16 protein-coding genes are annotated in these 20377 nt (G+C 63.6%); 2 read left to right on the forward strand and 14 right to left on the reverse strand.

The window, feature by feature from the left end:
• Window positions 1-14: 14 nt before the first annotated feature.
• Window positions 15-824, reverse strand: coding sequence for an AraC family transcriptional regulator (locus AB7M33_RS22385; protein WP_454243638.1), 810 nt, complete (start codon window positions 822-824; stop codon window positions 15-17).
• 131 nt (window positions 825-955) lie between these two features.
• Here AB7M33_RS22385 and AB7M33_RS22390 point away from each other — a divergent pair, with 131 nt between their 5' ends.
• Window positions 956-1579: a LysE family translocator gene (locus AB7M33_RS22390; protein ID WP_027594859.1), complete on the forward strand. Its 624-nt coding sequence runs from the start codon at window positions 956-958 to the stop codon at window positions 1577-1579.
• Here AB7M33_RS22390 and AB7M33_RS22395 read toward each other — a convergent pair.
• The 13 genes from AB7M33_RS22395 to AB7M33_RS22455 form a co-directional block, all read right to left on the reverse strand.
• Window positions 1576-3909 (reverse strand): autotransporter family protein, encoded by a 2334-nt coding sequence (locus AB7M33_RS22395; RefSeq protein ID WP_454243639.1) that lies wholly within the window; start codon window positions 3907-3909, stop codon window positions 1576-1578. The genes AB7M33_RS22390 and AB7M33_RS22395 overlap by 4 nt on opposite strands.
• Before the next feature lie 146 nt (window positions 3910-4055).
• A complete protein-coding gene (locus tag AB7M33_RS22400; RefSeq protein WP_009686637.1) occupies window positions 4056-4331 on the reverse strand; it encodes a peptidylprolyl isomerase in 276 nt (91 codons plus the stop codon).
• Window positions 4332-4367: 36 nt separating this feature from the next.
• Complete coding sequence (locus AB7M33_RS22405) at window positions 4368-6326, reverse strand: acetoacetate--CoA ligase (RefSeq protein ID WP_454243640.1); 1959 nt, start codon at window positions 6324-6326, stop codon at window positions 4368-4370.
• Between the two features lie 144 nt (window positions 6327-6470).
• Window positions 6471-6950: a serine protease inhibitor ecotin gene (gene eco / locus AB7M33_RS22410; protein ID WP_027594862.1), complete on the reverse strand. Its 480-nt coding sequence runs from the start codon at window positions 6948-6950 to the stop codon at window positions 6471-6473.
• 57 nt (window positions 6951-7007) lie between these two features.
• Complete coding sequence (hbdH, locus tag AB7M33_RS22415) at window positions 7008-7778, reverse strand: 3-hydroxybutyrate dehydrogenase (protein ID WP_454243641.1); 771 nt, start codon at window positions 7776-7778, stop codon at window positions 7008-7010.
• 140 nt (window positions 7779-7918) lie between these two features.
• On the reverse strand, window positions 7919-8935 hold the full coding sequence (locus tag AB7M33_RS22420; protein WP_454243642.1) for an ABC transporter permease: 1017 nt from the start codon (window positions 8933-8935) through the stop codon (window positions 7919-7921).
• A complete protein-coding gene (locus AB7M33_RS22425) occupies window positions 8935-9993 on the reverse strand; it encodes a microcin C ABC transporter permease YejB (RefSeq protein ID WP_027594865.1) in 1059 nt (352 codons plus the stop codon). Before AB7M33_RS22425 ends, AB7M33_RS22420 begins: the two co-directional genes overlap by 1 nt.
• On the reverse strand, window positions 9990-11825 hold the full coding sequence (locus AB7M33_RS22430) for an extracellular solute-binding protein (protein WP_454244248.1): 1836 nt from the start codon (window positions 11823-11825) through the stop codon (window positions 9990-9992). The genes AB7M33_RS22425 and AB7M33_RS22430 overlap by 4 nt, the downstream gene beginning before the upstream one ends.
• Window positions 11826-11952: 127 nt before the next feature.
• Entirely contained in the window at window positions 11953-12234 is a 282-nt protein-coding gene (locus AB7M33_RS22435; RefSeq protein WP_027594867.1) for a peptidylprolyl isomerase, read from the reverse strand.
• Between the two features lie 79 nt (window positions 12235-12313).
• Entirely contained in the window at window positions 12314-13375 is a 1062-nt protein-coding gene (locus tag AB7M33_RS22440) for a 3-deoxy-7-phosphoheptulonate synthase (protein ID WP_454243643.1), read from the reverse strand.
• Between the two features lie 564 nt (window positions 13376-13939).
• Complete coding sequence (locus AB7M33_RS22445; protein WP_454243644.1) at window positions 13940-14491, reverse strand: YbhB/YbcL family Raf kinase inhibitor-like protein; 552 nt, start codon at window positions 14489-14491, stop codon at window positions 13940-13942.
• 48 nt (window positions 14492-14539) lie between these two features.
• Window positions 14540-14845: a hypothetical protein gene (locus AB7M33_RS22450; protein WP_027594870.1), complete on the reverse strand. Its 306-nt coding sequence runs from the start codon at window positions 14843-14845 to the stop codon at window positions 14540-14542.
• A gap of 427 nt (window positions 14846-15272) precedes the next feature.
• Window positions 15273-16568, reverse strand: a complete 1296-nt coding sequence (locus AB7M33_RS22455; RefSeq protein WP_027596740.1) for an MFS transporter — start codon at window positions 16566-16568, stop codon at window positions 15273-15275.
• Window positions 16569-17323: 755 nt separating this feature from the next.
• Between AB7M33_RS22455 and fdnG the strand changes: the two genes are divergently transcribed.
• The gene (gene fdnG / locus AB7M33_RS22460; RefSeq protein WP_454243645.1) at window positions 17324-20374 is read left to right on the forward strand and encodes a formate dehydrogenase-N subunit alpha; all 3051 of its coding nucleotides are present in this window, start codon (window positions 17324-17326) and stop codon (window positions 20372-20374) included.
• The last annotated feature ends 3 nt before the right edge of the window (window positions 20375-20377 follow it).

Below are 20377 nucleotides of genomic sequence, written 5' to 3' on the forward strand. Positions count from 1 at the left end.
TATTGCGCGGGGCCTCAATGGCCTCGGTATTGCCCGGGCGTTACGCCCACGTGCGCCTTGAACACCCGCTGAAAGTGGCTTTGGTCGGCAAACCCAAGCTGGTAGGCGACCTCTGCCAGCGCCAGGCCCTGGTTCAACAGAAGCCGACCGCGATTGACCCTGGCGTTGAGCAGGTAGGCATGGGGCGTCAGTCCGGTGGCTGCGCGAAACGCCCGAATCAGTTGATAACGCCCCAATCCCGCTTCCTGGGCCAGCAACGTCAGGCTCAGTTGCGCAGGGTCCTCAGCCTCGATCCGTTCGACCAGGCCACTGAGCAGGGAGGCGCCCAGCGCCGGTGCCGCCTCCAGCGTCGGGTGCGCGCAGAAGTCCTGGTCCCCCATGAAGGCAATCAGCGCCGCCTCTTTCTCGCCGTTGCTCGCACTGGAGAACAGCAAGGCATTCAGCGCGCAGAACTGGCCGTACAAGGCGGGCACATGGCTGATACGTGCTGGTTCACCCGCCTGCGCACCGCGCAGCCCAGACTCCAGGCGCAGTTGCGACAGCCAGTCGGCATCCACGTGCAGCATCTGGTAGCTCCAGGCCTGGCCAGGCGCCGGATTGCACGCATGCACACGCTTTGCCGGGACCATCACCAAGGTGCCGGGTGTCAGGCGTTGCTGGCCACCGCTTGCGCCGGTAAACAGGCTGAAGCCGGCATCCACTGCGCCCATGGAAAAGGTCGGATGGCTATGCGCCTTGTAGCAGGCGCGGCTATGGCAGGCGCGGCGGCTTTCGACGAAGGGCAGGGCAGTATCGCGCCAGACGCGGGCTTGTGAGCGGGGCATGAAAAGGGTCCTCGACAGGAGCAAAAGCTTACCAGTAGCAAGGGACCCGTACAGTTTTTTCGGCTGGCTGTAACTTGACCCTGTGTGCGTCTGCGGTCGAAATAAGCGCTTGATGTCAGAGGACAATAAAAATGGATCTTGCCAGTTTGCTGCTGTTCATCCCCGCGTGCTTCGCCCTCAACATGGCGCCCGGGCCCAACAACCTGCTGTCGTTGCACAATGCCAGCCGCTACGGCCTGCGCACGGCCTGCGTGGCCGGCGGCGGGCGCATTGTTGCTTTCAGCGGCATGATTGCGCTGGCGGCCATGGGCCTGGCGGTGGTGCTGCATACCAGTGAATACCTGTTCCTCGCTATCAAGGTGATTGGTGCTGCCTACCTGTTCTACATTGCCTGGCAGTTGTGGCGGGCCCCTGTTGGTGAAGCCGTGGTGGCGGGTGATCACCCACGCGGCACCTGGCGCCTGGCGCGGCAAGAGTTCTGGGTGGCGGCGGGCAACCCGAAGGCGATCCTGATCTTCACGGCCTTCCTGCCGCAGTTCGTTTCGGTCGGTGGTGCGACCCCGGTCAGTGAGCAGTTCTTGTGGCTGGGGGTGCTGTTCCTGCTGCTGGAGTGGGCCGCCATCGCCATCTATGCGGGCCTTGGCGCCTATATGCAGCGCTGGTTCAGCCAGCCTGGGCCGCGTCGGATGTTCAACCGGGTCAGCGCCTCCTTGCTGGGCTGCGCTGGCCTCGGTCTGCTGGCAGCGCGCCGCTAGAACTGCCAGCGCACACCCAGGTTCACGCCGCTGGCTTCCTGCTGGCGGCTGTCCAGGTTGGCGCTGTACTGCACACCGCCGTGCAGGCTAAGCGCTTCACTCACTTGCACGACCACACCGCTTTCAAGTTGCACCGAGGTGTAGCGGTAGTCGGTCTTGATCGTGTCGAGGTCATCGAACGTCAGCGTGTCGCGGCCACCGTCGCCGTGCCACAGGTTGACCTGCGCATAGGGTTGCAGCAGGCGTCCACGGGTGCCCGTGAAGGTGCCTTCAAGGCGCGCACCCAAGCGCGCGGTCAGTTCAACCTGGGCGTCATGGCTGACGCGCGAGACGCTGTCACGGGCGGTGTCCAGCGAGACCTTCTGGGCGATCAACTGGGCTTGCGGCTCCACGGCCCAGCGTTGCGACAGGACGATGGGGTAGCCGGACTCCAGTGACGCTGTCCAGGCATGGCCCTTGATGTTCAGCTTGTCACCACGGTGCGAGCGCGCCCGGCCATCCAGGGCGGTGTACTGCAGTACGGCATCGAGGTACCCGCGCTGCGGCCCGACCAGTGTCCAGTAAGCGCCGACGCTGTCGCCATCGAGCTTCAGGTCACCGACGCTGCGGTCTTGTACGGCCAGGGCAAACCCTTTGACGTCGGCGTCCAGGCGACTGTGGCTGACATACACGCCGACCTGTTGGCGATAGCCGCTGTCATTGACCTTGGCATACACGTCCTGGCCGACCTTGAAGCCATACAGGTCACCGTCCAGGCTGGGGCTGACCGTGCCGGTCCATTGCTGGCGCAGCGTGCCGCCGTAGGCCTGGCCCCAGCTGGCGGGGAGCCCGCCTTGGCCGGTAAGCAACTGCTGATCGCCCTGGCGCTGGTGAAAGGTACCCAAGGCTTGGCGGGCGATGATCGCGGCGCCTCTGGGGGCAGCGGCGTACACCGGGACCTCGGGGCGGTACAGCGCCAAGGGCTTGCCCTGCACGGGCGCAGGCAGCTCAGCTTGCCCGGGCGCCGCCGCAACCACAGGCGGGGTCGCTGCCGGTTCGATCACGGGTGGCTCCCCCGGTTGCGGTGCAGGCGCCGGAGCGGGCGGGGCGACCACGTTAGAGCGCAGGTACCAGCTGTTTTCGCTGCCGGCCGTCACGCCACCCTTGAACAAGCGATAGTCGTAGGCACCGACCGAAAGCGTCTGGGTCTGTACGAAAGCGTCGTTCCGGCTGACAGCGCCTTCGCGGGCTTCGACCACTTGGATACCGTTTTGTGTGGTCAGCGCGCCTGCGCCACCCAGGTTATTGACCAGCAGGCCAGTGCTGCCAGCGATAACCCCGCGGCTGACGACCAGGCGGTCGGAGGCCGCGCCATCCCTGGCCAGCACGCTGTTCACGCGCAGGGTGCCGTTGTTGCCGGTGTAATCGCCTTGAATGCTCAGGCGCCCCTGGGCATCGTTGCCCCGTGACAGGTCTATCGTGCCGGCGTTTTCGACCGACACCTTGTTCCCGTTCTGGCTACTCACGATGCTGCCTTGGCGTGCGATCAGCGCGCTGCTCGCATCGATTGTGAAGCTGCCTGTACCGGTCGCGGGGAGGGTGTCGGTGCCTAGGTCGCCCAAGGTGAGGGTATCGTCAAGGGTGAATCGGCTGTCGTTGGTCAACGCCACGGATTCCCAGTTGGTGTATAACGCCCCGCGCGTCACCTGGCTGCGGTTGAACACCAGGGTGTCATTGCCAGCGCCACCGTCGACGCTGATGTTCAAGGCCTTGGCATTGAGGCTGTCGATTGTCGCTGAGTCATCGCCAATACCCATATCGACCCGGCCGCCGATGCTGCCGCCGGACCACGTGAAGGTGTCGTTGCCGGCGCTGGCGAGTACATTGCCCTTTAGCGAACCACCACTGATGGTAATGCGGTCCCGGCCGCCACTGGTGCTGATATTGCCGCCAATCGAGCCCCCGCGTAGCAGGATCTCGTCGTTGCCAAAGCCGCTCACCAGGTTGCCGTCAATCTTGGTTGCAACGGCGGTGTCCTGGGACATTTCGAATTCGTTGTCAGCGAGCTTCAAGTCGACTCGGCCTATCTGGCCGCCCGAAAAGACTGCATGATCGCCATCCTCGAACGCACCGATAATGCGCCCGCCCGACATTGTGAAATTATCGAACCCTTGGCCCTGGTTCAGCGACTGGACCGTGCCCCCGCTCATGGTGAAGGTATCGACCTGTTGGGTTTGCGAGATCGCCCCCAGGCTGTCGCCCGGCAAGACGGTCAGTGAATCAGGGTAGCCAAGCGTCGGCAGTACGAGCAGTGGCAACGCGGCAGGGGCAAGCAGGCGGTGATAACGCATCGGCAGGTCTCCGGGGCCTCAGAGGGGGACCACTACCTGACGCGGCGCTTAGGCGCACCACCTCGGCCCTGCCTGAGTTGTAGGGAAAGGCCTGACGTTGAACAACTGGCAATAATGCTAGGTGGCCTGTTGCCACCCTGACGCTGTCAGTCGCGGTAGAAGGTTTGCACCAGGTGGTAGCCGAACTTGCTCTTGATCGGTCCATGCACCACACGCAGCGGCTTTTTGAAGATGACCTGGTCGATGGCGCCGACCATCTGGCCGGGCCGTACCTCACCCAGATCACCGCCGCGCTTGCCCGACGGGCAGGTGGAAAACTTTTTCGCCAGCACGTCGAAGGCCTCGCCATTGGCGATGCGCTGCTTGAGCTTTTCGGCTTCGTCAGCGGTCTTGACCAGGATGTGGCGGGCTTGAGCTTTCATGGGACACCTGTGCTTCGGGGTAAAAAAAGGGCGCCATTATGCCTCATTGTGCAGCGCGTTGTGGTCGCGAAACTGCTCCAGCGCCTCCGGGTTGGCCAGGGCGTCGGTGTTTTTCACCGGCAGGCCATGAACCACATCACGTACCGCCAGCTCCACCAGCTTGCCGCTGATGGTGCGCGGTATGTCGTTGACCTGGGCAATCACCGCAGGCACATGGCGCGGCGTGGTGTACTGGCGTATCACCTGGCGAATGCGTTGGCGCAAGGCGTCATCCAGCTGCAGGCCGTCGCGCAGGCGCACGAACAGCACCACTCGTACATCGCCTTGCCAGTCCTGGCCGATGGCGACGCTTTCCAGCACCTCTTCGACTTTCTCCACCTGGCGGTAGATTTCTGCCGTGCCAATGCGCACCCCGCCAGGGTTGAGCACGGCATCGGAGCGGCCGTGGATGATCAGGCCACCGCTGGCGCGCTGCTCGGCGTAGTCACCCTGGGCCCACACCCCCGGGAACTGGCTGAAGTAGGCCGCGTGGTAGCGGCTGCCATCGGGGTCGTGCCAAAAGCCCAGCGGCATGGACGGAAACGGCTGCAGGCACACCAGTTCACCTTTTTCGTCATACACGCTTTGGCCTTGCGCGTTCCAGACCTCCACCGCCATGCCCAGCCCCTTGCACTGGATTTCGCCGCGATGCACCGGCAGCGTCGGGTTGCCCAGCACGAAGCAGGCGACGATGTCGGTGCCACCGGACATGGAGGCCAGGCATACATCGGCCTTGATCTTGCGGTAAACGTAATCGTAACTGTGCGGCGACAGTGGCGAGCCGGTCGACAGCAGCAGGCGCAAGCTGGTCAGGCGGTGCGTGGCGGCAGGCTCAAGGCCTTCCTGTTCGAGTGCGGCCAGGTACTTGGCGCTGGTGCCGAAGGCATGGATGCCCTCGGCATCGATCAAGTCCAGCAGCCGCGCTGGCCCGGGGTGGAAGGGCGAGCCGTCATACAGCACCAGTGTGGCACCTACCGCCAGGCCGCTGGCCAGCCAGTTCCACATCATCCAGCCGCAGGTGGTGTAGTAGAACAACACATCATCGGCCTTGAGGTCATTGTGCAGGCCGTGTTCCTTGAGGTGCTGCAGCAGCACCCCACCGGCGCGGTGGACGATGCACTTGGGTACACCGGTGGTGCCGCTGGAGTAGAGGATGCACAGCGGATGATCGAACGGCAGCGGGGTGAATCGAGGCATGCCTCCGGGCTGGAAAAAGCCCTCCCACAGGTCGACACGGGACGCGTGGAATTCGTCGGCGCGGGTCCCGCTGCGGGTATGGGGTACCACGATCAGTTGCTCAAGGCCTGGTAATTGGGCGCAGACCTGGTTGACCTTGTCGACCTGATCGATGACCTTGCCGGCATAGTGGTAACCGGCGCAGACGATCAGCAATTTGGGGCTGATCTGGCCGAATCGGTCGATGATGCCGTGCACGCCGAACTCAGGTGAAGCGCTGGACCAGATTGCGCCGAGGCTGGCGCAGGCCAGCATGGCGACCAGGGTTTCCCAGGTGTTGGGCATGATGGCAGCGATGCGGTCGCCCGGTTTCACACCGCAGGCCTCGAACGCCCGTTGCAGCCCCGCGACCTCGGCGGCCAACTGCGCATGGCTCAGCACTCGGCGCAGGCCGTCTTCGCGTACGGCGATCAATGCCGGGCGGTCGTCGCGCCGGCGCAGCAGGTGTTCGGCGTAGTTCAGGGTGGCGCCGCTGAACCACTGGGCATCGGGCATTTGCGGGCCTTCGCGCAGCACGTGGCTCGGTGGTTGGTGCCAGTTAACGTGAAAGTACTCGGCAAGGCTCTGCCAGAAGGCTGAGCGCTGCTCGATGCTCCAGCGGTGCAGTGCCTGGTAGTCGTTTAACTCGAGATTGTAGCGCAGGTTGACCCAGCGGCGAAACGCAACCATCCGGCTGGCCTCGATCTGCGCTGTGGAGGGGCTCCAGAGTACGTCGTTCATGGCGAACCTCCAGTGGTTGCGGGAGGGGGGAGGAGCAGCCTTGCGCTGCGAAGAGGCCAGTGAAAACACAGTAAATCTTCGCTGCTATTACTGGCCTCTTCGCAGCGCGAGGCTGCTCCTACCTGTCAGCGTGATGCGAGCTTCTTATTCCACTTTAGCCTTCTGCACGTCTTGCGAGGCTGACCACACGCGGTAGCGCACCTCGACGTCCTTGGGCACATACACCACCACTGGCAACTTGCTGTTGTAGCGCAGCATGAAGCCTTCGCCGACCACCGGCACGAACGCATCGGTCTTCTTGCCATCCGGGCAGGCCATCAGGGTGCTCGCAGGGCCGCCGACCTTGTCCAGGCGGTAGTAGCTGTAGCCCCAGCCTTCGAGCGTGCGTTCTTCGAGGCTGCCCGCCAGGCGTTGGCGGTTGCAGTCGACCTTGAGCGTCTTGCCCGCGAGAATTTCCAGTTTATAGGCCGACTCGTCAGCCTGGGCCGGCAGGTGGATGACCTGCCGGGTGAAGCCTTTTTCCGCCTCGGGATAGGGCGCGACATCCTTCAAGCTGGCAGCCATCGCCGGGGCGGCGGCAGCCAGGGTCAAGGTCAGGATCGCGGACAGTGGGAGTGGGCGCATGTAGGCCTCCTTGCAGTTGAAAAGGGTGCAAGACCATTGCCAGGTCGTGGCCGGCCCTCACTGGGCCAGCCAGCCACCGTCGACATTCCAGGCGGCACCACGGACCTGGCTTGCGGCCTCGCTGCACAGAAATAGTACCAGCTCGCCCAGGTGCTCGGGGGTGACGAAGGCCAACGAAGGCTGCTTCTCGGCCAACAGGTCGTGTTGTGCCTGCTGCGGGTCTACACCCTTGGCGGCGCGGTCGTCGATCTGCTTTTGCACCAGCGGGGTCAGCACCCAGCCCGGGCAGATGGCGTTGCAAGTGACATTGCTGGCGGCCGTTTCCAGGCCTACGACCTTGGTCAGGCCCACCACGCCATGCTTGGCCGCCACGTAGGCGGCCTTGCCGGTCGAACCGACCAGCCCGTGCACCGAAGCGATGTTGATGATCCGCCCCCAGTTGCGTGCGCGCATGCCGGGCAGGGCCAGGCGGCTGCCATGGAACACCGCCGACAGGTTGAGGGCGATGATCTTGTCCCAGCTCTCCACGGGAAATTGTTCGACCGGCGCCACGTGCTGGATACCGGCGTTGTTGACCAGAATGTCGACACCGCCGAATTCATGCTCGGCCACAGCGAACAGGGCCTCTATTTGCGCTACATCCGACAGGTCGGCGGGGTGGTGGATAACCTTCACGCCGTGGCTGGTAATGCTGGCGATGGCCGGCGCCGGGTCGCCAAAACCGTTGAGCAGGATGTTGGCCCCGGCACGGGCCAGCACCTGGGCGATGCCAAGGCCGATACCGCTGGTGGAACCGGTGACGAGTGCAGTCTTGCCTTTGAGGGTCATGCGAATGCTCCCAGTGCAGGTTGTGGGTCTCTTTGTAGGAACAGACTTGCGCTGCGAAGAGGCCGGTGAAAGCAGCTAAGATTTACAGGGTTTTCACTGGCCTCTTCGCAGCGCAAGGCTGCTCCTACAGGGGTCGTGCATTAACCACGTGGATCGAACGCTTCGCGCAGCGCATCGCCGATGAACACCAGCAGCGACAGAATCACCGCCAACGCGAAAAACGCAGTAAAGCCAAGCCAGGGCGCCTCCAGGTGCTGCTTGCCCTGGGTCACCAGCTCGCCCAGCGAGGCGCTGCCGGCCGGCATGCCGAAGCCCAGGAAGTCCAGCGCAGTCAGGGTGGTAATGGCCCCGGTCAACATGAACGGCACATAGGTCAGCGTGGCGTTCATGGCATTGGGCAGAATGTGCCGCAACATCACTTGGCTGTCTGGCAGGCCCAGCGCCCGCGCGGCTTTGACGTATTCCAGGTTGCGCCCGCGCAAGAACTCGGCGCGCACCACATCGACCAGGGCCAGCCACGAGAACAGCGCCATGATCCCCAACAACCACCAGAAATCAGGCTCGACGAAGCCGCTGAGGATGATCAACAGGTACAGCACCGGCAACCCCGACCAGACCTCCAGCAAGCGCTGCCCCAGCAGGTCGACCCAGCCGCCGTGGTAGCCCTGCAAAGCCCCGGCCGTCACGCCGATCAGCACGCTGACCAGGGTCAGGGCAAAGGCGAACAGCAGCGACACCCGGGTGCCGTACAGCACCCTGGCCAGCACATCGCGCCCCTGGTCGTCGGTGCCCAGCCAGTTGCTGGTACTGGGCGGGCTGGGGGTCGGCACTTGCAGGTCGTAATTAGGGGTGTCGGCACTGAAGGGGATGGGGGCGAACAGCATCCAGCCGCCCTGGCCCTCGATCAACTGGCGCACGTAGGCACTGCGGTAATCTGGCTGGAACGGCAATTGGCCGCCGAACTGCTGTTCGGTGTAACGCTTGAGCGCCGGGGTGTACAGCTCGCCCTTGTAACCCAGCAGCAAGGGCTTGTCGTTGGCCACCAGCTCTGCGCCCAGGCTCAGCAGCAATAGCGCTGCGAACAGCCACAGCGATACCCAGCCGAGGCGGTTGCGGCGAAAGCGTTGCAGGCGGCGGCGCGACACGGGTGAGAGCATCAGTTGGCCCTCGTGTCGAAGTCGATGCGTGGGTCGAGCAGGGTGTAGCACACATCGCCGATCAGACGGATCAACAAGCCCGCCAGGGTAAAGATGAACAGCGTGCCGAAGACCACCGGGTAGTCACGCGACACGGCGGCTTCGTAACTCATCCGGCCAAGGCCATCGAGGGAAAAGATCACTTCGATGAGCAGCGAGCCTGCAAAAAACACCGTGATCAGTGCCTGGGGCAGCCCGGCCACCACCAGCAGCATGGCATTGCGCAACACGTGGCCGTACAGCACGCGCCGTTCGCTCAGCCCCTTGGCCCGGGCGGTGACCACGTACTGGCGGGAGATCTCGTCAAGGAATGCGTTCTTGGTCAGCAGGGTCAGGGTGGCGAAGCCGCCGATCACCAGTGCGCCGACCGGTAGCACTAGGTGCCAGAAATAGTCGGCGACCTTGCCCAGCAGGCTGAGCTGGTCGAAGTTTTCCGACACCAGGCCGCGCACCGGGAACCAGTTCAGCGACGTGCCGCCGGCGAACAGCACGATCAGCAACAGGGCGAACAGGAACGAGGGCAGCGCGTAGCCGATCACGATCAGTGCGCTGCTCCAGGCATCGAAGCGGCTGCCATGGCGCACCGCCTTGCGGATGCCCAAGGGGATAGAAACCAGGTAGGTGATGAGCGTGGCCCAGAAGCCGAGCGACAAGGTGACCGGCAGCTTGTCGAGAATCAGGTCGGTGACCTTGGCCCCACGAAAGAAGCTCTGGCCGAAGTCGAGCCGGGCGTACTGGCTCAGCATCAGCCAGAGGCGCTCGGGGGCTGATTTATCGAAACCGTATTGGTGTTTGATCGCCTCGATCAGCTTGGGGTCCAGGCCGCGGGTGGCCCGTGACTCGCCATGCGCCACCTCGGCCCGGGCGCCTGGTGCGCCGCCGCCGATACCCTGCAGCCGCGCCACCGCTTGCTCCACCGGGCCACCAGGCGCCGCCTGGACGATCGCGAAATTGACCAGCAGGATCGCCAGCAGCGTCGGAATGATCAGCAACAGGCGCCGCAGAATATAGGCCGTCATGGTGAAGCCTTCAGGCGTTCGGCCATCTGCGCGTTGGTCAGCGGGGTAGGGCTGACTTCCCACCAGGTGTCGAGGCCTTCGTCATAGGTGGCCTGAACCTTGGGCAAGCCAAAGCGGTTCCACCAGGCCGTGGAGCTGCCGGGCGGGTAGTAGTTGGGGATCCAGTAGTAGTTCCACTGCAGCACGCGGTCCAGGGCATGGGCATGGCGCAGCATGTCGGCTTGCGTGCTGGCGCGTACCAGGCCGTCGATCAGGCTGTCCACTGCAGGGTCCTGCAGCACCATCATGTTGTTCGAACCGGGGTCGTGGGCCGCTGCCGAACCGAAGTAGTTGTACAGCTCGGCCCCCGGCGACAGCGTGACCGGGTAGCCGGTCACGATCATGTCGTAGTCACGCGCCATCAGGCGGTTGACGTATTGGGCCGAGTCGACATTGCGAATGTTCAGGGTAACGCCGATCTGCGCCAGGTTGCGCTTCCACGGCAGCAGCAGGCGCTCCAGGCCGGCCTGGCCGTTGAGGAAGGTGAATTCCAGCGGCTCGCCTTGGGCGTTCACCAGGCGGTCACCCTCGGGGTGCCAGCCGGCTTGCTGCAACAAGGCTAACGCTTGCAGCTGTTGCGTGCGGATGATGCCCGTGCCATCGGTGACCGGGGCCGTGAACACGCGGTCGAAGACCTCATCCGGCACCTTGCCGCGCAACGGCTCCAGCAGTTCGAGTTCGCTGGCGTCGGGCAATGCGCGGGCGGCCAGTGGGGTGTTGGAAAACACGCTCTGCTGGCGGATGTAGAGGTTGCGCATCATCTGCCGGTTGCTCCACTCGTAGTCCCAGAGCATGCCCAGCGCCTGGCGCACGCGGCGGTCGCGAAACGGCGGCTTGTCCAGGTTGAACACATAACCTTGGGCAACCTGCGGTTTGGCCGGGCCCAGGTGCGCGCGCTGCAGGCGGCCGTCGTCCAGCTGCGCGCCGTTGTAGCCGAGGGTGTAGGCCGTGGCGGAAAACTCGCGGTTGTAATCGTAGCCACCCCCTTTTAGCACCTGCCGCGCCACTTCGGTGTCGCCGAAGTATTCGATGCGCAGCGTGTCGAAATTGTAGCGGCCACGGCTGACAGGGAGGTCTTTGGCCCACCAGGTTGGGTCACGTTCAAAGCTGATGCTGCGGCCATTGTCGATCTGGCCGATGCGGTACGGGCCGCTGCCGACCGGTTTGTCGAAGCCGGCGCCGTTGGCGAAATCGCGTTGTTGCCAGTCATGCTCGGGCAGCACCGGCAGGCTGGCCAAGTCCAAAGGCAGGGTGCGGCCATGGGGTTGCCTGAAGTCGAAGCGCACGCGACGCGGGCCTTCGACGGTTACCCCAGCGACCTCGGCGAACTGGGTGCGGTACTTGAGGCTGCCTTTGCTCATCAGCAGCTCGAAGGTAAAGCGCACGTCTTCGGCGCGCACCGGCTTGCCGTCGGCGAAGGTGGCGCGAGGGTCGATCTCGAAGCGCAGCCAGGCATCGTCCGGGCCACGTTCCATGCGCCGGGCAATCAGGCGGTAGACAGTGTAGGGTTCATCGAATGAGCGCACGGCCAATGGCGCGTACAGCCAACCATCGACTTCGTTGACGCCGGTGCCTTTGTCGATGTACGGCAGAATATGGTCGAACTGGCCAATCTCCATGGCCGAGCGGCGCAATATGCCGCCCTTGGGGGCGTTGGGGTTGGTGTAGTCGAAATGGTGGAAGCTTTGGTTGTAGCGGGGGGCTTCGCCGTAGACAGTCAACGCATGGGTGGGTGCAGCGTGGGTGTTGGCGCAAAAGCACAGAAACAAAACCAGCCAGCCCAGGCGAAACAAGCCCTTGTAGGAGCAGCCTTGTGCTGCGAAGGCGTCAGCACGGTCAACGAAATTGCCCGGCCGGGCCACTTCACAGCGCAAGGCTGTTCCTACAGAGGCTGAGTCGTTCCAGAGGAACAACCTGGTATCAGTCCTGACGGCTGGTGACTTCCAGCAGGTGATAACCGAACTGGGTTTTCACCGGGCCCTGGACAACGTTCAGCGGCGCGCTGAAGACCACGGTATCGAACTCACGCACCATCTGGCCCGGGCCGAACGAGCCCAGGTCGCCGCCTTGGCGGCTGGATGGGCAGGTGGAATTGGCCTTGGCGACTTCGGCGAAATCGGCACCAGCTTCGATCTGGGCTTTCAGTTCGTTGCATTTGTCTTCGCTGCTGACCAGGATGTGGCGGGCGGTGGCACGTGCCATGGGTACTGCTCCTTAGGGTAAAAACGCAAGCCTAGCGCACTTGTTCGGGAAATGTCTCGCAAGGCTTGCTAGCGGCTTCCTACAGTTTATGTGCCGCCTCGCGCAACAGGGTTTCAGTTGACGCCCAACCCAGGCAGCCATCGGTGATCGACACGCCGTACTTCAGTGCGCCTTTGCCTAGGGACTGGCAGCCATCGAACAGGTGCCCTTCGATCATCACGCCGACAATCGAACGGTCACCGGCCACGCGCTGTGCCAGCACGTCCTCGAATACCGCGGGCTGCTGCGCTGGGTCCTTGCCGCTGTTGGCATGGCTGCAATCGACCATGATCCGCGCCTGCAACCCCACCTTGGCCAACCCCTGGCGGGCCTGGGCGATGCTCGTGGCATCGTAGTTCGGGCCTTTATGGCCGCCGCGCAACACCAGGTGGGTGTCGGGGTTGCCCAGGGTCTCGATGATGGCCGGGTAGCCCTGCGCATCCATGCCGAAATGGCGGTGCGGGTGTGCGGCGCTGCGCATGGCGTCGCAGGCGATGCCGATCCCGCCGTCGGTGCCATTCTTGAAGCCCACAGGCAGTTCCAGGCCACTGACCATTTCACGGTGCACCTGCGACTCGGTGGTGCGTGCGCCGATCGCGGCCCAGCCCAGCAGGTCGTCGAAGTAGCCCGCGGCCATCGGCTGCAGCAGCTCGGTGGCAATGGGCAGGCCGCGCTCGATCATGTTCAGCATCAGGCCGCGCGACAGGGCGATACCGGCGTGCATGTCATCGCTGCCATCGAGGTGCGGGTCGTAGGCCAGGCCTTTCCAGCCCACCGTGGTGCGGGGTTTTTCGACGTAGGCGCGCATCACCAGCAGCAGCTTGTCATCCACTTCGCGGCTCAGCGCGGCCAGGCGGTCTGCGTATTCCAGGGCCGAGCGAGGGTCGTGAATCGAGCAGGGGCCTACCACTACCAACAGACGTTGGTCGCGGCCTTCGAGAATGGCGCGGATGGCCTGGCGGTGGGCATGGACTTGCTGGGTGAGCTCAGCGGACAGCGGCATTTGCTGCTTGAGCAGGTGGGGGCTGGGCAGGCGCTGGCTGACGGTCGTATTGGCAGCTTGCGGTTGGTTCAGGGGCAGGGCGAGGTTCGAGGCTTGCATGGCGTTTTTCCCTGGGCGGACGGCGGGTTCTGGCCCGCGTCGTCGGCCCTATCGAGGTGTTCGACAGATCGTTGTAGGTGTGTTGGCTGCAGCGTTGCCACCCTTGAAGGACCGAACGGAGGCGGCAGGCTGGCCCGAACGGGATTGGCTAAATCGCCAGGCATAGGTGTTTGCGCAGTAATAAGTGGCGTAGTTCATGAATCTGTCCTCAAGGTAAATCGGTAATGTTCAAAGGCCTGAAAAGCAAAACCCCCGGTCGGGGAGCCGACCGGGGGTTTGAGTATTCTCATGTTCGGCGGCCCCTCGAAAGTGGGCGCCGTGTGGGTATCAGCGGCGCCTAGTGGCTAAACCAATACCCAAAATAAAAGCTGGCAGGGGCCTTGCAACCGGCAACGGCCAGCACAGGGCGCAAGGTGCGACCGGTGTGGTTGGCGTGATTGCAGGTGCGTTTCGGCATGTTGCTCTCCAGTGAATGAGCCCGAGCTTACTTCAGATCAGGCGCGCCGTTCAATGGGTAAATGCTGTGACGTTGATCATTGTCGGTAATGGCGGGCAATGGCCCATTCAATGGCCGTAGCGCCCCACCAGGGTTTGTGCGCCCAAGGCATGGTCTTGGAGCAACTGCAGCAGCCCGTTGCGGTCCAGGTCTGCTGGCAGGATGCCGGGTTCGAGGTCGGTTGCAATCAACGTCAGCGCGTAGTGGTGCGGGTTGTCCCCGGCGGGCGGGCATGGGCCTCGGTAGCTGGCGGTACCGCGGGAGTTGCGCCCCACCGTCACGGCAGGGCTGGTCAGCCCGGCCACGCCTTCTTTCAAGCCATCCAGGCCCGGGTCGATGTTGTAGGCGACCCAGTGCACCACCCCGAGGCCTTTGACGCCATCGGGGTCGAACATCACCAGCGCCAGCGAGCGCGTACCGGCGGGCAGGTTGTCCCAGCTCAGTTGCGGGGTGCGTTCTTCACCTGCGCCGCAGGCCGGGTCTGGCCCGACCTGTTGCAGAGCGATCACGCCACCGTCGGTGAAGGAGGAAGAACTGATCGACAATGCGCCAGAGCCCGGCCCGGCGGCCAGTACGCTGAAAGGCAGCAGGGCAGCGAGCAGCCAGGGTTTGGCGTTCATGGCAACTCCTTGGCAGGGCAATGGAGCGCAGTGTAGTCCAGCCGAGCCTCAACGGCTGTCCTGGTCCTCAGCGGTGCCGCCATCGTAGCCGGCACCGGAACCTGTGGCTTCGCCGGTGCTGTTGGAGCCGCCACTGGCGCCGTCTGCGGCATCGGTGCCGGTGTTGCTGCTGTCGTTGTCCTGGCCGCTGCCGGGGCTGTTGACGCTGCTTCCGTCACCTGCGGTCTTGCCGCCAGACTGGTCGGTTTGTGGGCGGCTGTCGGTATTGGTGGGTTCGGTGGCAGCGAAGCTGGTGCCGGTGATGGCGCCCAGGGCCAATGCCAGGCACAGCGAAAGGGGGCGAATGCGGATCATGATGAATCTCCTGTGCGGATGATCTGTCATTCGTTTGGCTGGAGCAGGGCGGCGCGGTGCCCTCTGGGCGACGGGTGGTCACCAGAGGCAAGGAACACGCGTTTTCTGTGTAGGAGCAGCCTTGTGCTGCGAAGAGGCCGGTGACCACACATCAGATCTTCTCTGCTGTAACTGGCCTCTTCGCAGCACAAGGCTGCTCCTACCGGGGTGGGGTTATCGGGTTTCGGCTTGCGCTGGCCTGTACCTTGCCGCGGCTCGAACGGCGGACCCTCAGGCCGCCTGCCCCGGGTGGTCATCAGAGGCAAGGAACACGCGTTTTCTGTGTAGGAGCAGCCTTGTGCTGCGAAGAGGCCGGTGACCACACAACAGATCTTCTCTGCTATCACTGGCCTCTTCGCAGCACAAGGCTGCTCCTACCGGGGTCGGGTTATCGGGTTTCGGCTTGCGCTGCCCCTGTGCCTTGCACCGGCTCCAAAGGTGGATGCTCCTGCGCGGCATGCATCAGGTCTTCAGTCACTCGCAACTCGGCACCGGTGGGCGAGAAGGTGGTGGACGCCGCGAACGGGGCCGGGTGCTCGGCCGCCGGGCGCTTGCCTCGGCGCCACAGGAAGAAGCTGACCATGGCCAGGTTGACCACTGCAAAGGCCCAGAACAGCCCGGCCTCGCCAAACGACGTCATCATCGGCGAAATCGCCAGCGGCGCCAGCGCCGAACCCAGCGAGTTGATCAGCAGCAAGCCCTGGATCATCGGCACCAGCGCGTCGGACGGTGCACGGTCGGCAGCGTGGCTGACCGCTACCGGGTACAGGGCGAACACGCCGCCACCCAGCAGGAACAGCATTGCGGGCAGCAATGACGATTCAGACGGCAAGAACACCGTAATCAACGACAGCACCACGCACAGGCCGGCCAGGGCAATCAGCACATCCTGGCGGTCCTTGCGGTCGGACCAGCGCCCAACCGGGTACTGCAGCAGCATCGCACCCAGGATCACCCAGGCCATCATGCTGCCGACTTCGCCCACGTCCAGGCCAATACGTTGCAGGTACAGCGGCAGCAGCGCATAAATACCGGCAATCGCCACCCCCGAACCGAAGCAGCCGACCAGGCCCGACGGCGCGACCCCCAGCAGTTGGCGGGGCTTCAGCGGTTCGACCTGGTCCAGCAGTGGCGACACCCGCGGCAGGATCACGATCGGCAGCACCGACAGCGCCGCGAGCATACCCGCGAGCATGAACGGCGCGGTGTCGCCCAGGCGGGTGATTTCGCCAAGGCCTGCCTGGGCAATAACGCCGGCGCCGTAGAAGGCAATCATGTACAGCGCCAGCAGGCGGCCACGGATTTTCGCGTCACCGGCCAGCAGCAACCAGCTCTCAATCACGAGGAACACGCCCACCGCAGCCCAGCCGTTGATCAGGCGCAGGATCGACCACCATGTGGTGTCGTAGAACAGCCCTTGCAGCAGGATGGTCGCGGCGATCAGCGAAGCGAAGCTGGTGTAGGCGCGGATATGGCCGATGCGCAGGATCAGCCGGTCATTGAAGATCGCGCCAAGGGTCAAGCCAATGAAGTAACTGGACGACACGATACCGATGGTGGTGGCTGATTCACCGGCCGCGCCCAGGCGCAGGGTGGTCAGGGAAGACATGAAACCGTTGCCCAGGGCAATGATGAACAGCCCGAGCAGGGGCGCCAGCGCCATGGCCAGCAAACGCGGAGACATACGTACCTCAAGTTGGATGAGCGGAATGAGCGCCTCTTCGGACGCGCACGCCAGCTGGGCCCGAAAGGGGGCCAAGAGGCTGCACGGATGTGCCTGGGCTGGATGCGACCTGGGCAAGACTCAACCGCTGGGCCGTAAGGGAGCTGGGCCGGGCGGGGTCGGTTGAGCCTATTTCACATGGGCGGTCATGTGTTCAGGCGCGGACTCTGTCATTGCTGCCGGTTGCCACCGTTCAAGGCGACGGGCGAAAAGGAACCGCGATTCTACGTGCTTGCAACCTTTTGCCCAAGGGGCATTGGCCTGCGACGAGACGCCGCAGGGCGTCGCGACGTACAGGCTTAATTCGCCCGCTTAATAATAATTTGTATAGAAAAATAACTTTAGTCGTATTGATTCATTGTTTTGGCGGCGGGCAGTGAGTATTTGTTGATCTGGATCAATACAGGTGTGTAATTAATTACCGTATCAGCCTGTTGATCGACAGAACTTATCAAGCAATCAAGCCGCTCAATTGGTCCCTGCGGCATCCTGCCACTACAATGGCGGGCGCGGCCCGCAAGGGGCGCCTCGATAAACGTGTGATGCCGCTGTCCATTTAGTAGTTGCAAAAGAAGTTGCGTGTTAATAACGCGCTGTAGATTTCTATTGCCCCTGACTTGTGCCCATCACCGAATTAGAACGACCAGCCGATAACACCCGTTGATAAGTAACGCCTGTGTGCCCGGTATTTAACCGGGCCGAGATGAGGAGATCCCATGGCACTTGGCAGACGACAATTTTTCAAACTGTGCACGGCCGGTGCGGCGGCAGCGACCACGGTGTCGCTGGGCTTTGCCCCGGCAGTGGCCAATGCCAGCCAGTCACGCCAATACAAGCTGTTGCGCGCCAAAGAGACCCGCAACAACTGCACCTACTGCTCGGTAGGCTGCGGCATCCTCATGTACAGCCTGGGCGACGGCGCGAAAAACGCCAAGGCACGCATCTTCCACATCGAAGGCGACCCGGACCACCCGGTCAGCCGAGGTTCGCTGTGCCCGAAAGGGGCAGGGCTGGTGGACTACATCCACAGCGAACAGCGCCTGCTGTACCCGGAGTACCGCGCGCCAGGCTCGGACACGTGGCAGCGGATTACCTGGGACCATGCCATCGAGCGCATCGCCCGCTTGATGAAGGCTGACCGCGATGCCAACTTCATCGAGAAAAACGCCAAGGGCGTTACCGTCAACCGTTGGCTGTCCACCGGCATGCTGTGTTCTTCGGCGGCCAGCAGCGAAACCGGCTCCCTCGACCAGCGCTTTACCCGCGCCCTGGGCATCCTCGGCACCGACAGCCAGGCGCGGGTCTGCCACGCCCCGACCGTGTCGGCGCTGGCGCCCACCTTTGGCCGTGGCGCCATGACCAACAACTGGGTGGACATCAAGAATGCCAACGTCGTACTGATCATGGGCGGCAACCCCGCCGAAGCGCACCCGGTAGGCTTCAAATGGGTGATCGAGGCGAAGATCCGCAACGGCGCCAAGGTGATCGTCGTCGACCCGCGCTTCAACCGCAGCGCTGCAGTGGCCGACCTGTATTCGCCCATTCGCGCAGGCTCCGACATCACCTTCCTGATGGGGGTGGTCAACTACCTGATCAGCCATGACCGTATCCAGCACGAGTACGTGCGCGCCTACACTAATGCCAGCCTGATCGTGCGCAGCGACTACAGTTTCGACGACGGCCTGTTCAGCGGCTACGACGCCAACACCCGGCGCTACGATCGCAGCTCGTGGGCCTATGAACTCGACGAGCAGGGCTTTGCCAAACGTGACGTGACGCTCAGCCACCCGCGCTGCGTGTACAACCTGCTAAAGCAGCATGTGAGCCGCTACACGCCGGAGCGGGTCAGCGAGCTGTGCGGTACGCCAAAGGACGACTTCCTGCAGATTTGCGAGATCCTTGCCAGTACCAGCGCACCGGACAAGACCGCCACCTTCCTCTATGCCCTGGGCTGGACCCACCACACCACGGGCGCCCAGATGATCCGCGGCTCGGGCATGATCCAACTGTTGCTGGGCAACATCGGCATGGCCGGTGGCGGCGTCAACGCCCTGCGCGGGCACTCCAACATCCAGGGCTACACCGACCTGGGGCTGTTGTCGCAACGCCTGCCGGGTTACATGAACCTGCCGTCCGACAACCAGACCACGGTCGAGACCTACCTGAAAGAAACCACGCCCAGCGCCCAGCTGCCCGGGCAGGTCAACTACTACCAGCACACGCCCAAATTCTTCATCAGCCTGATGAAGAGCCTGTGGGGCGACAAGGCCACCCCTGAGAACAACTGGGGCTTCGACTGGTTGCCCAAGTGGGACGACAGCTACGACGTACTCAACTATTCCAACCGCATGTATGAAGGCAAGGTCAACGGCTACATTGCCCAGGGCTTCAACCCGATCGCGGCCTTCCCGGACAAGAACAAGGCCGCCGAGGCCTTGGCCAAGCTCAAGTTCCTGGTGATCATCGACCCGCTGGCGACCGAGACGTCGAGCTTCTGGCAGAACCACGGAGAGTCCAACGACGTCGACCCCGCGGCGATCCAGACCGAGGTCTTCCGCCTGCCTTCCAGCTGCTTTGCCGAGGAGAACGGCTCGATCGTCAACTCCAGCCGCTGGCTGCAATGGCACTGGGCCGGGGCGGCCCCGCCCGGTGAGGCCTGGCACGATGGCAAGATCCTCGGCCACCTGTTCATGAAGCTGCGCGAGCTGTACCGCGACGAGGGCGGCGTATGCCCCGAGCCTGTGTTGAACATGGCATGGGACTACAAGAACCCCTACGATCCAGAGCCAGAAGAAGTCGCCAAAGAGTCCAACGGCTACGCCCTGGCGGACCTGCATGATGACAAGGGCGACCTGGTGCTGCGTAAAGGCCAGTTGCTGGACAACTTCGCCCAATTGCGCGATGACGGCAGCACCGCGTGCTTCAACTGGGTGTTCGCCGGCTCCTGGACCGAGGCCGGCAACCAGATGGCCCGCCGCGACAACGCTGACAGCGGCCTGGGCTGCACCCCAGGTTGGGCGTGGGCCTGGCCGCAGAATCGGCGCATTCTTTACAACCGTGCCTCGGCCGATCCGCAGGGCAACGCCTGGGACCCCAAGCGCCAGATCATTGCCTGGGATGGCAGCCGCTGGAGCGGCAGCGATGTCCCGGACTATCCGGTAACCGCCGCGCCAGGCAGCAACGTCAACCCGTTCATCATGCTGCCCGAAGGCGTAGGCCGGTTGTTCTCGGTTGGCGCCATGAACGATGGGCCGTTCCCTGAGCATTACGAACCGATCGAAAGCCCACTGGCGTCCAACCCGCTGCACCCCAATGTCAGCAAGAGCCCGACCGCACGCCTGTACGAAAGCGACCGTGCGCGGATGGGCAGCCGTGAGGAGTTCCCTTACGTGGCCACCACCTACTCGATCACCGAGTTGTTCCGCCACTGGACCAAGCATTCGCGGCTCAACGCGATCATCCAGCCCGAGCAGTTCATCGAGATCGGCGAAGTGCTGGCCAAGGAAAAAGGCATCGTCCAGGGCGACCTGGTGCGGGTCAGCACCAAGCGCGGCTACATCAAGGCCAAGGCGGTGGTGACCAAGCGGGTCCAGCGGCTAGAGGTCGCCGGCCAGATGGTCGACACCATCGGCATCCCGTGCCACTGGGGCTTCGAGGGTGCCACCCGCAAAGGCTTCCTGGCCAACACGCTGACCCCGGGGGTGGGTGATTCCAACACCAACACCCCGGAATACAAGGCGTTCCTGGTGAACGTGGAAAAGGCCTGACGG

It is taken from the genome of Pseudomonas sp. Y3 TE3536 (assembly GCF_053629175.1).

What these genes read in the sequence shown, in the direction of transcription:
- AB7M33_RS22450 (WP_027594870.1), bottom strand. Translation starts at nt 14,845, where the DNA reads ATGATCCGCATTCGCCCCCTTTCGCTGTGCCTGGCATTGGCCCTGGGC.
- AB7M33_RS22440 (WP_454243643.1), bottom strand. Translation starts at nt 13,375, where the DNA reads ATGCAAGCCTCGAACCTCGCCCTGCCCCTGAACCAACCGCAAGCTGCC.
- AB7M33_RS22425 (WP_027594865.1), bottom strand. Translation starts at nt 9,993, where the DNA reads ATGACGGCCTATATTCTGCGGCGCCTGTTGCTGATCATTCCGACGCTG.
- AB7M33_RS22385 (WP_454243638.1), bottom strand. Translation starts at nt 824, where the DNA reads ATGCCCCGCTCACAAGCCCGCGTCTGGCGCGATACTGCCCTGCCCTTC.
- AB7M33_RS22435 (WP_027594867.1), bottom strand. Translation starts at nt 12,234, where the DNA reads ATGGCACGTGCCACCGCCCGCCACATCCTGGTCAGCAGCGAAGACAAA.
- AB7M33_RS22445 (WP_454243644.1), bottom strand. Translation starts at nt 14,491, where the DNA reads ATGAACGCCAAACCCTGGCTGCTCGCTGCCCTGCTGCCTTTCAGCGTA.
- fdnG (WP_454243645.1), top strand. Translation starts at nt 17,324, where the DNA reads ATGGCACTTGGCAGACGACAATTTTTCAAACTGTGCACGGCCGGTGCG.
- AB7M33_RS22400 (WP_009686637.1), bottom strand. Translation starts at nt 4,331, where the DNA reads ATGAAAGCTCAAGCCCGCCACATCCTGGTCAAGACCGCTGACGAAGCC.
- AB7M33_RS22405 (WP_454243640.1), bottom strand. Translation starts at nt 6,326, where the DNA reads ATGAACGACGTACTCTGGAGCCCCTCCACAGCGCAGATCGAGGCCAGC.
- AB7M33_RS22395 (WP_454243639.1), bottom strand. Translation starts at nt 3,909, where the DNA reads ATGCGTTATCACCGCCTGCTTGCCCCTGCCGCGTTGCCACTGCTCGTA.
- AB7M33_RS22390 (WP_027594859.1), top strand. Translation starts at nt 956, where the DNA reads ATGGATCTTGCCAGTTTGCTGCTGTTCATCCCCGCGTGCTTCGCCCTC.
- AB7M33_RS22455 (WP_027596740.1), bottom strand. Translation starts at nt 16,568, where the DNA reads ATGTCTCCGCGTTTGCTGGCCATGGCGCTGGCGCCCCTGCTCGGGCTG.
- hbdH (WP_454243641.1), bottom strand. Translation starts at nt 7,778, where the DNA reads ATGACCCTCAAAGGCAAGACTGCACTCGTCACCGGTTCCACCAGCGGT.
- eco (WP_027594862.1), bottom strand. Translation starts at nt 6,950, where the DNA reads ATGCGCCCACTCCCACTGTCCGCGATCCTGACCTTGACCCTGGCTGCC.
- AB7M33_RS22420 (WP_454243642.1), bottom strand. Translation starts at nt 8,935, where the DNA reads ATGCTCTCACCCGTGTCGCGCCGCCGCCTGCAACGCTTTCGCCGCAAC.